The following is an 18654-nucleotide window of genomic DNA, read 5'->3' as shown; positions in this document are numbered from 1 at the left end:
TGGGCTAGCGGGAAGCCCCGTGGCAGAACTTGTACTTCTTCCCCGACCCGCACGGGCAGGGCGCGTTGCGCGCGGGCTCCTTGGTCCCCGTCACCGTCGCGGTCTTGGCCGCCTTGGCCGCACCGCTCTCCTTGGGGGAGGCGTCGAGGCTCGGCGCCGAGTAGCTCAGGTTCTGCGGCGGCTTCGGGGCGTCGAGGCCCTTCACCGCAAGCTGCGGGCCGGTGCCCGAGGCCACCGGCTCCTCCGCGTCGGCGGCCGGCGCCGGGTCGGCCACCGGTGCCGCCGGTGCCGCCTCGGCGGCGGGCTTGCGGCCCCGCCGCGCGGTCGCCGTGCCCCCGCCGGCCGCGGCCTTGCGCGCCGCGTCCTCCTGGGCCTTCGCCCGGGCCAGCACCTTCGCCGTCCCCTCCTGGGCGGCGGCCAGCGCGCGGGCCTCGGCCTCGGCCTGCTTGGCCCTCGCCTCGGCCTCTTGCTCCTCCTTGGTCTTGACCTCGAGGTTGAACAGGAAGCCGACCGACTCCTCCTTGATGCCGTCGAGCATCGCGTTGAACATGTCGTAGCCCTCGCGCTGGTACTCCACGACCGGGTCGCGGTTGGCCATCGCGCGCAGGTGGATGCCGGCCCGCAGGTAGTCCATCTCGTAGAGGTGCTCGCGCCACTTGCGGTCGAGCACGCTCAGCAGCACCCGCCGCTCGAGCTCCCGCATCACCTCGGCGCCGAGCTTGGCCTCGCGCTCGTCGTAGGCGCGGTGCACGTCGGCGAGCAGCGCCTGCTCGAGCTCCTTCGCCGTCAGCGCCGCCTGGTCGCCGTCGGCGACCTCCTCCAGCACCTCGTCGACGGTGACGCCCACCGGGTACAGCGCCTTGAGCCCGGTCCACAGCTGCTCGAGGTCCCAGTCCTCGGCGTAGCCGGTCTCGGTCGCGCCGACCACGTAGGCCCGCACGACGTCGTCGAGCATCGCCTGCACCTGGTCGGCCAGGTCGGCGCCGTCGAGGATCTTGCGCCGCTCGTCGTAGATGACGGTGCGCTGGCGGTTGAGCACCTCGTCGTACTTGAGGACGTCCTTGCGGACCTCGAAGTTCTGCTGCTCCACCTGGGTCTGCGCCGAGCGGATCGCCCGGGTGACCATCTTCGACTCGATCGGCTGGTCGTCGGGGACGCGCAGCGTGTTCATCATCGACTCGAGCATCGGGCCGTTGAACCGGCGCATCAGGTCGTCGCCGAGGGAGAGGTAGAACCGCGACTCCCCCGGGTCGCCCTGCCGGCCGGAGCGGCCGCGCAGCTGGTTGTCGATCCGCCGGCTCTCGTGCCGCTCGGTGCCCAGCACGTACAGGCCGCCGGCCTCGACCACCTGCTCGTGCTCCGCCTTGACCTGGGCCTTGGCCTCCTCGAGGGCGTCGTCCCAGGCGGCCTCGTACTCCTCCGGCGTCTCAGCCGGGGACAGGCCGCGGGCGCGCAGCGCCTCGTCGGCGATGAAGTCGGGGTTGCCGCCGAGCTGGATGTCGGTGCCGCGGCCGGCCATGTTGGTCGACACGGTCACCGCGCCGAGCCGCCCCGCCTGGGCGACGATGTGCGCCTCCCGCGCGTGGTTCTTCGCGTTGAGCACCTCGTGCGGGATGCCGCGCCGGAGCAGGAACTTCGACAGGATCTCCGACTTCTCGACGCTCGCGGTGCCGACCAGGACCGGCTGGCCGGCCTCGTGCCGCTCGGCGATGTCCTCGACCAGCGCCTCGAACTTCGCCTTCTCCGTCTTGTAGATGACGTCCGGCTTGTCCTCGCGGATCATCGGCTTGTTCGTCGGGATGGGCACGACGCCGAGCTTGTAGGTCTGGTGCAGCTCGGCGGCCTCGGTGGAGGCCGTACCGGTCATCCCGGCCAGCTTCTCGTAGAGCCGGAAGTAGTTCTGCAGGGTGATCGTGGCGAGCGTCTGGTTCTCGTCCTTGATCTGCACCTTCTCCTTGGCCTCGATGGCCTGGTGCATGCCCTCGTTGTAGCGCCGCCCGGCGAGCACGCGGCCGGTGAACTCGTCGACGATGAGCACCTCGCCGTTGCTGACGATGTACTGCTGGTCGCGGTGGAAGAGCTCCTTGGCCTTGAGCGCGTTGTTCAGGTAGCCGATCAGCGGGGTGTTGACCGCCTCGTAGAGGTTGTCGATGCCGAGCTGGTCCTCGACGAACTCCACGCCCTCCTCGGTGATGGCGACCGTCCGCTTGGCCTCCTCCACCTCGTAGTGCACGTCCTTCTTCAGCAGCGGCGCGATGCGCGCGAACTCCTGGTACCACTTCGCGCTCTGCTCGGCCGGGCCGCTGATGATCAGCGGCGTCCGCGCCTCGTCGATGAGGATCGAGTCGACCTCGTCGACGATCGCGTAGAAGTGCCCGCGCTGGACCAGGTCGGCCTTGCTCCACGCCATGTTGTCGCGCAGGTAGTCGAAGCCGAACTCGTTGTTGGTGCCGTGGGTGATGTCGCAGGCGTACTGCTCGCGGCGCACCGCCGGGGTCTGGCCGGAGAGGATGACGCCGACCTTGAGCCCGAGGAAGTGGTGGACGCGGCCCATCCACTCGGCGTCGCGCTTGGCCAGGTAGTCGTTCGTCGTGATGACGTGGACACCCCTGCCGGCGATCGCGTTGAGGTAGGCGGGCAGGACACCGGTCAGCGTCTTGCCCTCACCGGTCTTCATCTCCGCGACGTTGCCCAGGTGCAGCGCGGCGCCGCCCATGATCTGCACCCGGTAGTGCCGCTGGCCCAGCGTGCGGGTGGCCGCCTCCCGGACGACGGCGAACGCCTCCGGCAGCAGCTCGTCGAGCGTCTCGCCGTCGGCGTAGCGCTCCTTGAACTCCTCGGTCCTGGCCCGCAGCTCCGCGTCGGTGAGCTCGGCCGTCTCGTCCGCCAGCGACTCCACGGCGTCGGCGATCTTGGACAGGCGACGGAGGATCTTGCCCTCACCGGCACGCAACAGCTTCGTGAACACCACGGCTCCAGGGTAGGCGTGAGCACCAGCGGCGTCGGCCGTTGCGACGTCGGGCCGCTCCGTAGGCTCCCCGGGTGGCCCTCGACCTGCACCACCTGAGTCCCGGCCTGCTCACCTTCCTCACGGAACGGCACCTGGCCACGCTCACCACGCTGCGCGCCGACGGCACCCCGCACGTCGTCCCGGTCGGGTTCACCTTCGACGCCGCGACGCTCACCGCCCGGGTGATCACCTCCGGCACGTCGGCCAAGGCCCGGCACGTCCGCGCCGGGCAGGGCCGGGTGGCGCTGTGCCAGGTCCAGGGCCGCCGCTGGCTCACCCTGGAGGGGACGGCGGTCGTGCGCGACGACGCGGCCGCCGTCCGGGACGCCGAGGCGAGGTACGCGGTGCGCTACAAGCCGCCGCGGGAGAACCCGCGTCGCGTCGTCCTGGAGATATCGGTCGACCGGGTGCTCGGCAACGCCTGACCATGTACCGGTGGACCTGAGCACCGTCGACCTGACCACCGAGGTGGTGCGCACCGAGCGCCTGGTGCTGCGCCCCTACCGCCCGGACGACGAGGACGCCGTCCTCGAGGCGTGCCAGGACCCGGGCATCCAGCGCTGGATCCACGCCCTGCCCGTGCCCTACACCCGCGAGGTGGCCCGCGCGTGGGTCACCGAGGTGGCGCCGGCCGAGCGGGCCGCGGGCCGGGGCATGCCGGTGGTGGTGGAGGCCGACGGCGTGCTCGTCGGCTCGAGCGGGGTGCACCTGCGCGAGGGCTACCTCGGCCCCGAGATCGGCTACTGGATCGCGCCGCACGCCCGTGGGCGGGGTTACGCGGCCGAGGCGGCGCACGCGCTGGCCGAGTGGGCGCTCGGGCTCGGCGCGCCGCGGGTGCACCTGGTCGCGGACGTGCGGAACACCGCCTCGCAGGCGGTGGCCCACCGGGCCGGGTTCACGAAGGAGGGCGTGGTCCGTTCCTGCATCCCCTACCGCGACGGCACGCGGGGCGACGCGGCGCTCTTCTCGCGCCTGCCCGGGGAGTGAGCGGAGGCCGGGAGCGCAGGGATGCTGCGCTCCCGACCTCCGCCTCGGCCCCCTGCGGGGTCCCGCCGCGAGCCTGCGAGTGGCGGGGGCAGGGGTCCTTCGTCAGACGGTCGCCGGCGCGGCTTCGGGTGCGCGCTGCTGCGCTGCGCCGTTCTGGGGGGTCTCGACCAGCCGGATCAGGCCGTAGTCGAAGGCGTGGCGCCGGTAGACGACGGTCGGCCGTCCGGTGTCGGCGCACTGGAAGAGGAAGAAGTCGTGGCCGACCAGCTCCATCTCGTGCAGGGCCTGGTCGACGGTCATCGGGGTGGCGGGGTGGTGCTTCTCCCGCACGATGCGGCCGGGCAGGTGCTCGTCGAGGTCGGTGACGTGCGGACCCTCGGCGAGCTGCCGGTCGAGGTCGAGCGCGGCGCCGAGATCGAGGTCGGCGGCGGTGTTGCCGGAGACCCGGACGCTCTGCGGGGTGCGCCGGCCGTGGTGCACCCGGCGGCGGTCGGCCGCCCGGCGCAGCCGGTTGTCGAGCTTGCCCTCGGCGATGTCGAGGGCCGTGTAGAAGTCCGACGCGCTGGCCTCGGCGCGGACCACCGGACCCTTGCCGCGCATCGTGATCTCGACGCGCTGGCAGTTGCCGGACTGGCGGGGGTTCTTCTCGTGGAAGAGCTCCACGTCGATGCGGAGGATCTTGAGCTTGCCGTCGAACCGGTCGAGTGGGGTGAGCTTGTCCCAGACGTGCTGCCGGAAATGATCGGGGACTTCGACATTGCGGCCCCGGACCACGATCTCCATGAGACCTCCCGTTCGTGCGCGGGCTGTGATCGCTTCGACGCTAGTCGCTCGGGTGGGCTCCCGACAGTCGATCGTGGGACGCCCGGTGTTCACCTGGGACGGCGGTTGCCGCCGGTCCCCGCGGGGTCACGGCGTGGCGTCGCCGCCACCACCGCCGCGAGCACCGGCGTGGCGTTGACCGTGCGTACCCGACCGAGCACGGAGGCGGCCTCGGTCAGGGTGGCCCCGCTGGTGACGACGTCGTCCACGAGCACCACCGGCGCCCCCACCGGCGGCCGCACGGCCAGCTCGAAGGAGCCCGCCAGGTTGGCCCGCCGCTGCGCCACCGCCAGGCCGGCCGAGTCGCGCACCCGACCGCGGCGTCGCAGCAGCCGGGTCTCGGCGGCCGGCACCCCCACCGCCCGCAGCTCGGCCGCCGCGCGCCGGGTGAGCTCCCGGACGTGGTCGCGGCCGCGGGTGCGCAACGCCGCCGCCGACGGCGGCACGGGCACCAGAAGCACCGCCCGGCCGGTCCCCCGCCCCGGGACCCCGGCGAGGACGGCCGCGGCGGCCAGTGCCAGCGCCGTGCCCAGCGCCGCGCCGAGCTCCGCGCGCCCGCGCTCCTTGAACGCGAGGACCGCCGCCCGCACCGGGCCCTCGTACGCGCCGGCGGCCACCGTGGGCGGGAAGCCCGCGGGGAACCGCCGCGGCGCGGCCGGGTGCGGCACCGCCAGCAGCCGGGCGCAGGCCCGGCAGAGGACGGCGCCGGGCAGCCCGCAGCCGGCGCAGGTGCGCGGCAGCACGAGGTCGGCGAGCGCGGACGGCCAGGAGGGCGGCACTCCCCCAGCCTGTCCGCACCGGCCGGGCGGGCGGGGCGGCCGACCGCATCTGTGGACTACAGCGGGTAGAACGGCTCCGTGCCGGGCAGCGGCTCCTCGCCGCGGATGAGGGTCACCCAGGTGCCCCCCGAGAGCTGCCAGATCGTGTCGCCGGCGCTGACCAGCGGCGAGCGGCTCGGCGCGGCCGCCACCGAGGTGGGCTGGGCGGGCAGCCCCGCCGTCCCGACGTCGTCCAGGCCCCACCCGTCGACCCCGACCGTGTAGGGCTCGATGCGGTCGCCGCCGGCGTCGCCGGCGAGGACGACGAGGCTGCCCGCGTCGCGCCAGGCGACGTCGACGACCTGGCCGAGGGAGGGCGCGATCTCGCGCAGGTCCGGCAGGGCGACCGCGCCGTTCTCGGACCGCACCACCGTGCCCACGTAGATCCGCGGGCCCTCGGGCCCGTCGACGACCACGGCGGCCCGCACGCCGTCCGGCGACAGCTGCAGCTCCTCGGTGCGGCCCAGCCCGGGCAGGGTGGGCGTGCTGACCGCCTGCGGCGGGCCCTGCGCGGGCACCCGGACGACCGCCTCGCCGTCGCGGACGACCCAGAACTCGGCGCGGGTGGCCGCGACCGTCGGCACGCTCAGCGTGCCCGCGGTGAGCGTCGGCGCCAGGTCCCCGCCGTAGCCGCCGGTGAGCAGCGACTGGCCGCCCCCGGCGCCGGTCACCCCCGCCATGGAGACGAGCTCGCCGGTGCGCGGATCGGCCGAGACGGCCGCGCTCGTGAGGCCGTAGGCCCCGGCGCCGGCCGGGCCGGGCGCCGCGCGGCCGGTCACCGTGTAGAGGGCGCCGTTGCTCAGGTAGTGCCCGGCGGCGTCCACCGCGACGCCGTCGGGGTCGAAGCGGGCCCAGTCGTCGACGGTCTGCACCGGTGACACGCCCTCGATCACCAGCGGCTCGCCGTCGACCAGGATGCGCACGTTGCGCGCCGAGAAGGGCTCCAGGGTCCAGACCAGCTGCGCGCAGATCTCCCCGAGCTGCGGGGAGTCGCGGGAGACGTTGGTCAGGTTGACGGTGAAGGTCTGCTCCGACACCGTCACCGCCTCGCGCAGCCGGGCGCCGGCCAGCGGGTTGCGCACCCCGGCGGTGAGCGCGGCGGACGGCCCCTCGAGCAGCCGGTCGACCAGCGTGGTCGGCTGGGCGTCCCCCGACACGAGGTAGCGCGGGTCGGGCACCAGCCGCTGCCCGGTCGGGTCGAGGAAGTAGGCCGGCAGCTCGTCGTACAGGCGCGCGAAGTCCGGCTCGAGCATCAGCAGCCCGTCGGGCGGGTCGGCGATCCGCCACTCGCCGTCGACCTGCTGGAGGGTGAACTCGCGGGCGAAGGACTCCTGGTCGCCCACGGTGAAGACGCCCCGGGGGTCGACCGTGCCGACGAGGCCGGCGGTGACCCGGATCGTCCCCACCGAGGTGGTCACCGCCGAGTAGTCCTGGCTGAGCACGGTGATGCCGGTCTCGTCCGACCACGTCTCGGCGGCCTCGCCGGTGAGGTGCTCCCGGGCGACCGGGTGCCCGCGCGTGGTGCTGGCCGCGGCGTCGATGAAGCCGCTCACCACCTCCTCCGGCGTCGCGCCGGGCTCCGGCGGCACCGGCTCGATGCCCACCGTCTCGTCGGGCTGGTCGGGCGCCTGGGTGATCTGCACGGTCGGCGAGCTGGTGGGCACGGTGGAGCAGCCGGCGACCGCGAGGACCGCGGTGAGCACCCCGAGCAGGCGCCTCACGGCCGCACCTCCGGCCGGGTCTCCGGGCGGCGGACGATCGTCGGCCGCAGCGGCAGCGGGGAGCTGGCCAGCTCCCCGCCGGCGAGCAGCGGCAGGGTCAGCCGGAACTGCGCCCCCTGCCCGGGCTGGCCCCACACCTGCAGCCAGCCGCCGTGCAGCCGGGCGTCCTCGAGGCTGATCGACAGCCCGAGGCCGCTGCCGCCGACGGTGCGCACCCGCGACGGGTCGGCCCGCCAGAACCGGTCGAACACGTGCTGCGCCTCGGCGGGGGTCAGCCCCACGCCGAAGTCGCGGACGGTCACCGCGGCGGCCGAGGGGTTGGCGGCGAGGGTGATCTCGACGGGCCGGCCGGCGCCGTGCTCGATGGCGTTGCCGACCAGGTTGCGCAGGATCCGCTCGACCCGGCGGGCGTCGATCTCGGCGATGACCTCCTCGGCGGGCCGGTGCACCACCAGCTCGGAGGTGTGCATCCGCGCCAGCGGCGTCATCGCCTCCACCACCCGGTCGACGAGCGCCCCGAGCCCGGTCGGCTCGGCGTCGAGGACGGCGGCGCCGGCGTCGTAGCGGCTGATCTCGAGCAGATCGGTGAGCAGCGCCTCGAACCGGTCCAGCTCGGCGCGCAGCAGCTCCGCCGAGCGCGCCACGTGCGGCGGGAAGTCGCCGCGGGACTCGTGCAGCACGTCGGCGGCCATCTGCACCGTGGTCAGCGGCGTGCGCAGCTCGTGCGAGACGTCGGAGGTGAACCGCTGCTGCAGCTGGGAGAGCCCCTCCAGCTGGGTGATCTGCCGCTGCAGGCTGTCGGCCATCGCGTTGAAGCTGGTGGCCAGGCGGGCGAGGTCGTCCTCGCCGCGGACGACCATGCGCTCCTCGAGCTGGCCCTCGGCCAGCCGCTGCGCCGTCCCGGCCGCCCGGCGCACGGGGTCGACCACGAGCCGGGTCACCAGGACCCCGATGAGCACGACGAAGAGGGTCAGCGCGATGCCGCTGATGATCACCGTGCTGCGGATCAGCGTGAGGCTCTCCGCCTCCTGGTCCAGCGGGAAGGCGTAGTAGAGGCCGATCCGCTCGGTGCCGCCGGGGGCGCCGGGCACGGAGGCGCCGACCAGCAGCGTCGGCTGCGGGGTGCCGCCGTCGTCGGGGACGAGCGCGTAGCGGTAGGACTGCCCGCCGGCCTCGACGTCGGCCCGCAGGTCGGCCGGGACCGCCGGCCACACCGGCCACCGCGTGGTCGCCGTGCGCGGCTGGGCGTCGCCGGTCCGGTAGACCATGACGACGTCGAAGTCGCCGGCCGGGCCGCCGCGGTTGAGCAGCGCCTGCACGGTGCGGTCCAGCGTGGACCGCACGCTCGCCGCGTCCCCCGCCGCGATGCCGGTCACCTGGTTCTGGGCGAAGAAGACGCCGTCCTGGGCCTGGTCGATCGCGGCCTGCCGCTTGACCGACAGCAGCTGGTCGCGGATCTGGCTGAACAGCACGACGCTGACGATGATCACCACCGTGCCGGCGACGGCCATCGTGATCGCGCCGATGCGCACCTGCAGCGACGAGCGCCAGGCGCGGACCGCCCGCGCGGTGAGCCGCCGGCTGACGTCGGCCACCCGGCGGGCCCGGGCACGCGCCGAGCCGGTGAGCTCCCGGGCCAGCCGCGGCAGCAGCGGGCCGCGCTCCCCGGGGGGCGCGGGCTCGGGCTGGGGGGCCGGCGCGATGCGCGGCCACCGGGGCTCGGCGGTCGAGCCCGCCTCCAGGGTGCCGGTGGACCGCGCCGACGCGGACGTCGCCGTCCGGCCGTCGCGCGAGGTGGTCACGGGCGGGCGGTCACGGCGGGCCGGCCTTGTAGCCCACGCCGCGCACCGTCAGCACCACCTCGGGCTTCTCGGGGTCCTTCTCGATCTTGGCCCGCAGCCGCTGCACGTGGACGTTGACCAGCCGGGTGTCGGCCGCGTGCCGGTAGCCCCACACCTGCTCGAGCAGCAGCTCGCGGGTGAACACCTGGCGCGGCTTGCGGGCCAGCGCCACCAGCAGGTCGAACTCCAGCGGCGTCAGCGGGATCGGCACGCCGTCGCGGGTGACCTGGTGGGCCGGCACGTCGATCTGCACGTCGCCGATGGCCAGGGTCTCCGCCTGGCCGCTCTCGCCGCGGCGCAGCTGGGCGCGCACGCGGGCGACGAGCTCGACCGGCTTGAACGGCTTGGTCACGTAGTCGTCGGCGCCGGCCTCGAGCCCCTGGACGACGTCGATGGTGTCGCCCTTGGCCGTCAGCATCACGATCGGCACCGTCGACTGCTGGCGGATGTCCTGGCAGATCTGCAGGCCGTTGCGGCCCGGCAGCATCAGGTCCAGCAGGACGATGTCGGGCCGGGTCTGCTGGAAGACGCCGACCGCCCGGTTGCCGTCGGAGACGAAGGCCGGTTCGTAGCCCTCCCGGCGGAGGACGATCCCCAGCATCTCGGCGAGGGCGGCGTCGTCGTCGACGACCAGGACGCGGCCTCGACTCGGCCCGTTCTGCGGCGCGGTGGGTGGCACGGCGCCCATTCTGCGCTGTCCCGCGCACCGGACGCCGCCACCCGCCCCCAAGACACACGGGCGGGTGGCAGGCGACCCGATGGAACGGCCCGGCTGCAGGGGCCCCACGCCGAGCGGAGCGAGGTGTGGGGGGGCAGCCGGGTCCTTGCTCAGTAGCGGTAGTGGTCCGACTTGTACGGGCCCTCGACGGGGACGCCGATGTAGTCGGCCTGCACCTTGGTCAGCTCGGTCAGCTTCACCCCGAGGGCGTCGAGGTGCAGGCGCGCGACCTTCTCGTCGAGCAGCTTGGGCAGCACCGTGACGGTGGGCTGCTTGCCCTCGTAGGCGGCGCGGTTGGCCCACAGCTCGATCTGGGCGAGCACCTGGTTGGAGAACGAGGCGCTCATGACGAAGCTGGGGTGCCCGGTGGCGTTGCCGAGGTTCAGCAGCCGGCCCTCGGAGAGCACGATGATCGTGTGGCCGTCGGCGAAGCGCCACTCGTCGACCTGCGGCTTGATCGTCGTCCGCGTGACGCCCGGGGTCCGCGCGAGACCGGCCATGTCGATCTCGTTGTCGAAGTGCCCGATGTTGCCGATGATCGCCTGGTGCTTGGTCGCCGCCAGCTGCTCGGCGGAGATGATGTCGCGGTTGCCGGTGGCGGTGATGATGATGTCGGCCTTGCCGATCACCTCGTCGAGCGTGGTGACCTCGTAGCCGTGCATCGCGGCCTGCAGCGCGTTGATCGGGTCGATCTCGGTGACGATGACGCGGGCGCCCTGGCCGCGCAGCGACTCCGCGCAGCCCTTGCCGACGTCGCCGTAGCCGCAGACGACGGCGACCTTGCCGCCGATCATCACGTCGGTGGCGCGGTTGATGCCGTCGATGAGCGAGTGCCGGCAGCCGTAGAGGTTGTCGAACTTGCTCTTGGTCACCGAGTCGTTGACGTTGATCGCCGGGAACAGCAGCCGGCCGTCGCGGGCCAGCTCGTAGAGGCGCATGACGCCGGTGGTGGTCTCCTCGGTCACGCCCTTGATGGCCTGCCCGATGCGGGTCCACCGCTGCGGGTCCTCGGCCAGGCTCTCCCGCAGGGCGGCGAGGATGACGCCGTACTCCTCGGAGTCGGTCCCGGTGGTGTCCGGCACGGCGCCGTCGGCCTCGAACCGGGTGCCCAGGTGCACCAGCAGGGTGGCGTCCCCGCCGTCGTCGAGGAGCATGTTCGGGCCGACGACGTCGCCGTTCTCGTCGCGGAACTCGAACAGCCGCTGGGTGCACCACCAGTACTCCTCCAGCGTCTCGCCCTTCCAGGCGAACACGGGGACACCGGCGGGCTCCTCGGGCGTGCCGTCGCCGACGACGATCGCCGCGGCGGCGTGGTCCTGGGTGGAGAAGATGTTGCAGCTGACCCAGCGCACGTCGGCGCCGAGCGCGACCAGCGTCTCGATGAGGACGGCGGTCTGCACGGTCATGTGCAGCGAGCCGGCGATGCGGGCGCCGGCCAGCGGCTGCTGGTCGCCGTACTCGGCCCGCAGTGCCATGAGGCCGGGCATCTCGTGCTCGGCGAGGCTGATCTCCTTGCGGCCGAAGCCGGCCAGGGAGAGGTCGGCGACCTTGAAGTCGGGCTCGCCGGTCGGGGTGGTCGGTACACGGGTGCCAGTGCTGGCGGTCATGTCGCTCCAGGGAACGGCCCGGCCCACCGCGGACCAGGCATCGGTCGGTCGCGTACGTGGAGAGCGAGCATGCCGAGGCTTCGGCGGGGCTCGTGCCGGCGACCAGGCTAACGCAGCCCGCCCCCGCCCCGGGTCCTGCCTCAGCCCAGGCCGGTCGTCGCGCGGTAGAGGAGGGCGGGGCCGGTGGCGCTGACCGGCTCGCCCGCGGGGACGAACGCCGACCGCCCCTTCTCGAGCACCACCTCGCCGTCGGGCGCGGCCAGGACGGCCGTGCCCTCGGTGCACAGCAGCAGCTGGGGGCCGGGGGTGGTCAGCACGCCGGTGCCCCGGTCGAGCTGGATGCGGGTCAGGTCGAAGTCCTGGACCGGGACGGGGTAGCGCAGCCCGCCGGGGCCGAGCACCGGGTGGATGACGGGGATCCGCCCGTCGGTGAAGTCCAGCACCTCGATCAGCGCGGCCAGGTCCACGTGCTTGCTGGTCAGGCCCCCGCGCAGCACGTTGTCGGAGCTGGCCATGACCTCGATGCCGGCGCCGGAGAGGTAGGCGTGCAGGTTGCCGGCCGGCAGGAACACCGCCTCGCCGGGGGCCAGCTTGAGGTGGTTGCACATGAGGGAGATCACGACGCCGGCGTCGCCGGGGTAGGACTCGGCCAGCGAGGCGGCCCACCGGTAGGTGTTGATGAACTCGGGGTCGTGCGCGTCGACGAACGACCGGGCGCGCACGGCCACCGCCTCGACCAGGGAGCTGCGCCGCTTCTCCGACAGGGCCAGCAGCTGCGGGATCGCCGTCCGCAGGCCCCCGCGCGCCAGGGCGGCGATGGTGGGCATGAGCTCGGGCAGCTGCAGCTTGGCCAGGCAGTGCAGCGACTCCTCCACCGGGCGGAAGCCGCACAACGCCTCGAAGGTCGTCAGCGCCAGGATCAGCTCGGGCTTGTGGTACGGGTCCTTGAAGGTGCGCGTGGGGTCGTCCTTCGGCACCCCGGCGGCCTCCTCGGCGGCGTAGCCGGCCTCGGCCTGCTCAGGGGTGGGGTGCGCCTGCAGCGACAGCGGGGCGTCGGCGGCCAGCACCTTGAGCAGGAACGGCAGCCGGGGACCGAACCGCTCCACCACGGCCGCGCCCAGCAGCGGGCCGGGCTCGGCGGCGATCGCCTTGTCCAGCGGCACGCCGGTCGAGAGCACGCTCGGGTCGTCCGGGTGGGCGCCCATCCACAGCTCGGCGTGCGGCTCCGCGGCCGGCGAGGGGAGGCCGAGGAGCTCGGGGATGACCGTGCGGGAGCCCCAGGGGTAGTGCCGGACGGTGTTGGTCAGCTGCCACATCGGTGCCGAGGGTAACGGCGGTCCCCGCCCGCGGGCGGCCGCTCCTCCCCCGGCAGGGAGCTCCCCGGGCCGCGTCCCCCGCGCTCAGCCGGCCGAGGTCCGCACGTCGGGCGCCCCCAGCCGGGCGGCGTCGGCGGTGCGGTCGTCGGGCATGCGCTGCGACTCCCGCTCGGCGGCCACCCGCGCGACGTAGTGCTCGACCTCGCGGGCACGCCGCTCGTCGTCCCAGCCGAGCGGGCCGGCCACGAGCTCGGCGACCCGCGGCGCCGACTCCACGCCGCGGTGCGCGGTCTCGATCGAGACCCGGGTCCGCCGCGTGAGGACGTCGTCGAGGTGCAGCGCGCCCTCGGCGGTGACCGCGTGCACCACCTCGGCGGCGAGGTAGCCGGGGGCGCCGTCGAGCGGCCGGGCCAGCGCCGGGTCCCGGCGGGCCAGGGCGAGCACGTCCGTGGTGCGGTCCCCGTGCCGGTGGAGCAGCCGCGCGACGGCGTCCTCGGGCAGGCCGCTCTCCCCCGCCAGCCGGGGCGCGGCGTCGCGCACCTCCGCCCACCGGCGCGCCCCGACCAGCGGCAGGTGCGCCGTCCGCGAGGCCGGGACCCCGGGCAGCCCGGCGACGGCGGCGTCGACGGCGTCCGCGGCCATGACCCGGTAGGTCGTGTACTTGCCCCCGGCGACGAGCACCAGGCCGGGCACCGGCGTGACGACGGCGTGCTCCCGGGACAGCCGGCTCGTCTGGTCGGCCTCGCCGGCCAGCAGCGGCCGCAACCCGGCGTAGACGCCCACGACGTCCTCGCCGGTCAGCGGCCGGGTGAGCACCCGGTTGACCTGGCCGAGCAGGTACTCGATGTCGGCGCTGCTGGCGGCCGGGTGCGCGCGGTCGAGCCGCCAGGGGGTGTCGGTGGTGCCGACGATCCAGTGCCGGCCCCACGGGATGACGAACAGCACGCTGGTCGGCGTGCGCAGGATCAGCCCGGCGTCGGAGCCGGCGATCGCCTCCCGCGGCACGACCAGGTGCACGCCCTTTGAGGCCCGCACCCGCAGGCTCGGCGCCTGGGCACCCGGCCCTCCGCTGGTCAGCATGGCGCCGACGTCGTCGCTCCAGACGCCGGTCGCGGCGATCACGCTGCGCGCCCGGACCTCGAAGGCCGACCCGTCGGTGAGGTCGGCGACCCGCACGCCGACGACCGGGCCGCCGGCGCCGTCCCGCAGCAGCCCGGTCACCCGGGCGCTGGAGAGCGCACGCGCGCCGTAGCCGGCGGCGGTCCGGACGACGGCCAGCGTGTGCCGGGCGTCGTCGACCTGGGCGTCCCAGTAGCGGATGGCCCCGCGGACGACGTCGCCGCGCAGCGCCGGGAACGCCTCGAGGGTGGCCCGGCGCGACAGGTGCCGGTGCGCGGGGATGCCGCGGTCGGCGGCGAGCGCCGCGCCCAGGACGTCGTAGAGCGCCACGCCGGCGCCGTAGTAGGCCCGCTGCCACACCGGCGCGGTCAGCGGCAGCAGGAACGGCAGCGGCGTGACCAGGTGCGGCGCGATCGTGCGCACCAGCCGGGCGCGCTCGTGCAGCGCCTCGTGCACCAGCGGGAAGGCGAACTGCTCCAGGTAGCGCAGCCCGCCGTGGATCAGCTTGCTCGACCGGCTCGAGGTGCCCGCCGCCCAGTCGCGGGCCTCGAGCAGCGCGACCGACAGCCCGCGGCTGGCCGCGTCGAGGGCGGCGCCGGCGCCGGTGACCCCGCCGCCGATGACGAGGACGTCGACGACCTCGTCCGGCAGCCGGGCCCGGTCGGCCCGCCGCCGGGCTGGTGAGAGCTCGGTGCGCACGCCCACGACTGTCCCCCCGCTGCCGGTCCCTGGTCGGTGCGGCCGTCGCGCCGCGGGTCAGGGCCGGTCGGTCTCCTCGCCGGCCCCGCTGGGGTGCGCCCCGCTGGAGTGCGCCCCGCCGGGAGCCGCCGCCGCTCCGCCGGTGGGGCGGCCGCCCTGCACGGTGCCGCCGTGAGCGGGCGGGCCGTCGGGGGCGGGGTGGTCCTTCGACGACGACGCGCGCCGGTGCCACGTCAGCGCGCCGACGAGCACGATGAGCCCGCCCACGACCAGGCCGAGGACCGCGCTGGCCAGCGTGTTGACCAGCCACCCCACGAGTCCGCCGAGCGCGCCGGTGGCCTCGTGCGCCGCCTCCTCCCAGTGGTGCACGGTGTCGTAGAGGACGTGCAGGCCCAGCTCGTCGGTGCCCACCAGCAGGATGTGGCCCCCGACCCACAGCATCGCCGCGATGCCGACCACCGTCAGCACGGCGAGGAGCTTCGGCATGCCCTTCACCAGGCCGCGGCCCAGGGCGGTCACGGCCTTGCCGGAGCGCTGGGAGAGGTTGAGCCCGACGTCGTCCATCTTCACGATCAGGCCGACGACGCCGTACACGAGGACGGTGATGGCGACCGCCACGACGATCAGGATCAGCAGCCGTGAGAGGAAGGCCTCGTCGGCCACCTCGTTCAGCGAGATCACCATGATCTCGGCCGACAGGATGAAGTCGGTGCGCACGGCGCCGGACACGATCGTGTCCTCGTCCGGTGCCGCCTGCTCGCCCGAGCCGTGGCCGCCGTGGTGCCCGCCGCCGAACCTCTCCCACACCTTCTCGGCGCCCTCGTAGCAGAGGTACGCCCCGCCGATCATGAGGATCGGCGTGAGCAGGAACGGCAGGAACTGGCTGAGCAGCATGATCGCCGGGAGGATGATCAGCAGCTTGTTGCGCAGCGACCCGATCGCGATGCGCCGGATGATCGGCAGCTCGCGCTCGGCGGCCAGGCCGTGCACGTACTGCGGCGTCACCGCGGTGTCGTCGACGACGACGCCGGCGGCCTTCACGCTGGCCCGGCCGGCGGCGGCCCCGATGTCGTCGACGGAGGCGGCGGCCGCGCGGGCCAGCGTCGCCACGTCGTCGAGGAGCGCGGCAAGTCCACCTGCCATGGAAGGTCCTCCCGGTCGATCAGCCGTCGGACGCCGTCGGCGTGCGCACCGCGGCGGTCACCTCGGTAGGTTCCGCTCGTTGTCCAGTGCCAGCGCCAGGTAAACGGCGCTGAAGTCGGCGACGGCGAGTTGGCGCGCCAGCCGGGGCAGGCGCGGGAACCGCTCGGGCTCCCCGTGCTCCGCGAGCCCGCTGACCGGGACGTTGTGCGCCGCGGCGGTGCGGAGGACCTCGCTCATGGCCTCCCCCGCCGACCGGGGCTCGCGCTCCCCGCCGTCGTGCGCGCCCGCGTCGGGGTCGCGGATGGTGAGCAGCCGCGGCCGGCGACCGGTGTCCTCGGCGCGGTCGCGGAAGAAGTCGTCCTCGCCGTCGGCGGCGGTCAGCGGCCCGCCCAGGACGGCGTTGGCGGCCACCCGCTGGTCGGGCAGCCGGAAGGTGGTCGCCGGCAGCCCGGCGAGCGTGGCCAGCTGGTCGGCGATGCGGACCGCCGCCGCGCCGGCCAGCGGCCCCTCCGCGGCGATCACCGGCAGGGCGTCGAGCAGCTCCAGCGCGAGCGTCTTCGCCGGGTTGACGAAGGACTCCTGCGCCGGGCCGCACTCGGTGGCGATCTCGTCGAGGGCCGTGGCGATCGCCTCGGCGTCGGCGGTCGCCTCGGAGAGCAGGCCCAGGTCGACGGCGAGCCGCAGCAGCGGGGTGAGCAGCGACCACAGCGTGGTGTGCCGCACCCGCCCGCGCGGCAGCGCGACGTAGGGCGCCCGGGCGGTGGAGCAGGCCGCCTGCAGCGGCGCGTCCTCCGCGCCGATGCCGAGCAGGGCCACCCCGCGCCGGGCGGCGTCGTAGGCCGGCGCGACCGCGTACTGCCCCGCGCCGGTCCGGGTGGCGACGACGGCGATGTCGGTGGGCCCGGTCCACACCGGCAGCACGGGGCCGGGGACGACGTCCACGGTGACCGGGCTCGACGGGCCGAGGAGGGCGCGCAGCACGCCGGCGGCCACGGCGCCCTCGCGCCGGGCGACGATGACCAGGCCCCGCGGGCGCCCGCCGGCGGTGACCCGCTCCAGGCCGGCCTCCTCGGTCAGCCGCGCGGTCTCGCGCACCTGGGCGCCCGCGCCGGCGACCGCCGGCAGCAGCCCGCGCGGGTCGCGGGCGCGCAGCAGCTCGAGGTCGTCGAGGACCTCCTCGGCGAGCTCGGGTGACGTCATCTGCGACGGGCCTCGTCGAGCAGCAGCACCGGGATGCCGTCCCGGACGGGGAAGGCGCGGTCGCACGTGGGGCAGACCAGCTCCCCGGCCGCCTCGTCGACGGTCAGCGGCGTGTGGTGGGTGTCGGGGCAGGCGAGGATCTCCAGCAGCACGGGATCCAGGCCCAGCGGACCGCGGGTGGTCTCGCTCATGCGCGCACCATCTCCAGGACTCGGTCCCGCAGCTCGGCCACGCGGGCCTCGTCGGGAGCTTCCACGTTGAGCCGCAGCAGCGGCTCGGTGTTGCTCGCCCGCAGGTTGAACCAGGAGCCGTCGGGCAGCGAGACGGTCAGCCCGTCGAGGTCGTCGACGGTGACGCCGTCCTGCTGCTCGTACTCCTTGCGGACGGCGGCCATCCGCTCCTGCGCGTCGGCCACGGTGGAGTTGATCTCCCCCGAGGCGGCGTAGCGCGAGTAGGCGGCGGCCAGCTCCGACAGCGGCCGGCTCTGCTCCCCCAGGGCCGCCAGCACGTGCATCGCGGCGAGCATGCCGGTGTCGGCGCGCCAGAAGTCGCGGAAGTAGTAGTGCGCCGAGTGCTCGCCGCCGAAGACCGCGTCGGTGCGCGCCATCTCCGCCTTGATGAACGAGTGGCCCACCCGGGTGCGCACCGGCTCGCCGCCGTGCTCGCGGACGATCTCGGGCACCCCCCGGGAGGTGATCAGGTTGTGGATGATCGTCGTCCCGCGGCCCTTGGCCAGCTCCCGGACGGCCACCAGCGCGGTGATCGCCGACGGGCTGACCGCCTCGCCCCGCTCGTCGACGACGAAGACCCGGTCGGCGTCACCGTCGAAGGCCAGGCCGAGATCCGCGCCGTGCGCGCGGACCGCCGCCTGCAGGTCGACCAGGTTGGCCGGGTCGAGCGGGTTCGCCTCGTGGTTGGGGAAGGAGCCGTCGAGCTCGAAGTAGAGCGGGACGATCTCCAGCGGCAACCCCTCGAGGACGACCGGGACGGTGTGCCCGCCCATGCCGTTGCCCGCGTCGACGACCACCCGCAGGGGGCGGATCGCGGAGAGGTCGACGAGCGACCGCAGGTGGGCCGCGTACTCGTGCAGGACGTCGCGCGCGGTGACCGCGCCGACCCGCTCGGGCCGCCGGTCGTAGCTGTCGCGCTCGGCCCACTCGCGGATCTGCGCGAGGCCGGACTCCTGCCCGATCGGCGCCGCGCCGGCGCGGCACATCTTGATGCCGTTGTACTGCGCGGGGTTGTGGCTGGCCGTGAACATCGCGCCCGGCAGGTCCAGCGAGCCGGCGGCGAAGTAGAGCAGGTCGGTCGACCCGAGGCCGGCCTCGACGACGTCCAGCCCGCGGCTGATCACGCCCTGGGCGAAGGCGCGGGACAGGGGGACCGACGACTCGCGCATGTCGTGCGCGGTGACGACGGCGCCGGCGCCGCTCTCGCCGTGGACGAACTCGGCGAACGCGGCCCCGAGGGCGCGCGCGACGTCCTCGTCCCACTCGCCGGGGACGATCCCCCGGACGTCGTAGGCCTTGACCACCGCCGAGAGATCACGCACGGGAAGACGATATCGGCGCGTGCCGGGACGCGCGGCGGGAGCCGGTGGAGCGGGGTGTCGCGGGCAGGGGTCAGCGCCACGTGGCGCGTCCTGCGCTCCTC

15 protein-coding genes are annotated in these 18654 nt (G+C 74.5%); 2 read left to right on the top strand and 13 right to left on the bottom strand.

Annotated features, from left to right (window positions below; genetic code table 11):
* Positions 1 to 4: 4 nt before the first annotated feature.
* Positions 5 to 2971, bottom strand: coding sequence for a preprotein translocase subunit SecA (secA, locus tag ACI78S_RS18065; RefSeq protein ID WP_456975837.1), 2967 nt, complete (start codon positions 2969 to 2971; stop codon positions 5 to 7).
* Positions 2972 to 3042: 71 nt separating this feature from the next.
* Here secA and ACI78S_RS18060 point away from each other — a divergent pair, with 71 nt between their 5' ends.
* Entirely contained in the window at positions 3043 to 3435 is a 393-nt protein-coding gene (locus tag ACI78S_RS18060) for a PPOX class F420-dependent oxidoreductase (protein WP_456975835.1), read from the top strand.
* A 10-nt stretch (positions 3436 to 3445) separates the two neighbouring features.
* Positions 3446 to 3997: a GNAT family N-acetyltransferase gene (locus ACI78S_RS18055; protein ID WP_456975833.1), complete on the top strand. Its 552-nt coding sequence runs from the start codon at positions 3446 to 3448 to the stop codon at positions 3995 to 3997.
* A 102-nt stretch (positions 3998 to 4099) separates the two neighbouring features.
* On the opposite strand, the gene hpf is transcribed toward ACI78S_RS18055, so the two are convergent.
* From hpf to ACI78S_RS17995, 12 genes are all read right to left on the bottom strand, one after another.
* Complete coding sequence (gene hpf, locus ACI78S_RS18050; protein ID WP_456975831.1) at positions 4100 to 4780, bottom strand: ribosome hibernation-promoting factor, HPF/YfiA family; 681 nt, start codon at positions 4778 to 4780, stop codon at positions 4100 to 4102.
* A gap of 89 nt (positions 4781 to 4869) precedes the next feature.
* Entirely contained in the window at positions 4870 to 5598 is a 729-nt protein-coding gene (locus ACI78S_RS18045; RefSeq protein WP_456975829.1) for a ComF family protein, read from the bottom strand.
* A gap of 56 nt (positions 5599 to 5654) precedes the next feature.
* The gene (locus ACI78S_RS18040) at positions 5655 to 7358 is read right to left on the bottom strand and encodes an LpqB family beta-propeller domain-containing protein (RefSeq protein ID WP_456975827.1); all 1704 of its coding nucleotides are present in this window, start codon (positions 7356 to 7358) and stop codon (positions 5655 to 5657) included.
* Positions 7355 to 9160, bottom strand: a complete 1806-nt coding sequence (mtrB, locus tag ACI78S_RS18035; RefSeq protein WP_456975825.1) for an MtrAB system histidine kinase MtrB — start codon at positions 9158 to 9160, stop codon at positions 7355 to 7357. Before mtrB ends, ACI78S_RS18040 begins: the two co-directional genes overlap by 4 nt.
* A 10-nt stretch (positions 9161 to 9170) precedes the next feature.
* The gene (gene mtrA, locus ACI78S_RS18030; RefSeq protein ID WP_456975823.1) at positions 9171 to 9887 is read right to left on the bottom strand and encodes an MtrAB system response regulator MtrA; all 717 of its coding nucleotides are present in this window, start codon (positions 9885 to 9887) and stop codon (positions 9171 to 9173) included.
* Between the two features lie 140 nt (positions 9888 to 10027).
* On the bottom strand, positions 10028 to 11524 hold the full coding sequence (gene ahcY / locus ACI78S_RS18025) for an adenosylhomocysteinase (protein WP_456975821.1): 1497 nt from the start codon (positions 11522 to 11524) through the stop codon (positions 10028 to 10030).
* A gap of 140 nt (positions 11525 to 11664) precedes the next feature.
* A complete protein-coding gene (manA, locus tag ACI78S_RS18020; RefSeq protein ID WP_456975819.1) occupies positions 11665 to 12840 on the bottom strand; it encodes a mannose-6-phosphate isomerase, class I in 1176 nt (391 codons plus the stop codon).
* Between the two features lie 84 nt (positions 12841 to 12924).
* Positions 12925 to 14658, bottom strand: a complete 1734-nt coding sequence (locus ACI78S_RS18015) for a glycerol-3-phosphate dehydrogenase/oxidase (RefSeq protein ID WP_456975817.1) — start codon at positions 14656 to 14658, stop codon at positions 12925 to 12927.
* Between the two features lie 57 nt (positions 14659 to 14715).
* Positions 14716 to 15801, bottom strand: coding sequence for a DUF808 domain-containing protein (locus ACI78S_RS18010; RefSeq protein WP_456975815.1), 1086 nt, complete (start codon positions 15799 to 15801; stop codon positions 14716 to 14718).
* A 57-nt stretch (positions 15802 to 15858) separates the two neighbouring features.
* On the bottom strand, positions 15859 to 17001 hold the full coding sequence (locus tag ACI78S_RS18005) for an SIS domain-containing protein (protein ID WP_456975813.1): 1143 nt from the start codon (positions 16999 to 17001) through the stop codon (positions 15859 to 15861).
* Positions 16998 to 17192: a Trm112 family protein gene (locus tag ACI78S_RS18000; RefSeq protein WP_456975811.1), complete on the bottom strand. Its 195-nt coding sequence runs from the start codon at positions 17190 to 17192 to the stop codon at positions 16998 to 17000. Before ACI78S_RS18000 ends, ACI78S_RS18005 begins: the two co-directional genes overlap by 4 nt.
* Positions 17189 to 18553, bottom strand: a complete 1365-nt coding sequence (locus ACI78S_RS17995; protein WP_456975809.1) for a phosphomannomutase/phosphoglucomutase — start codon at positions 18551 to 18553, stop codon at positions 17189 to 17191. The genes ACI78S_RS18000 and ACI78S_RS17995 overlap by 4 nt, the downstream gene beginning before the upstream one ends.
* Between the last annotated feature and the right edge of the window lie 101 nt (positions 18554 to 18654).

Source organism: Geodermatophilus sp. SYSU D00815 (genome assembly GCF_054050035.1).
This window is presented reverse-complemented; position numbering and strand designations above follow the sequence as displayed.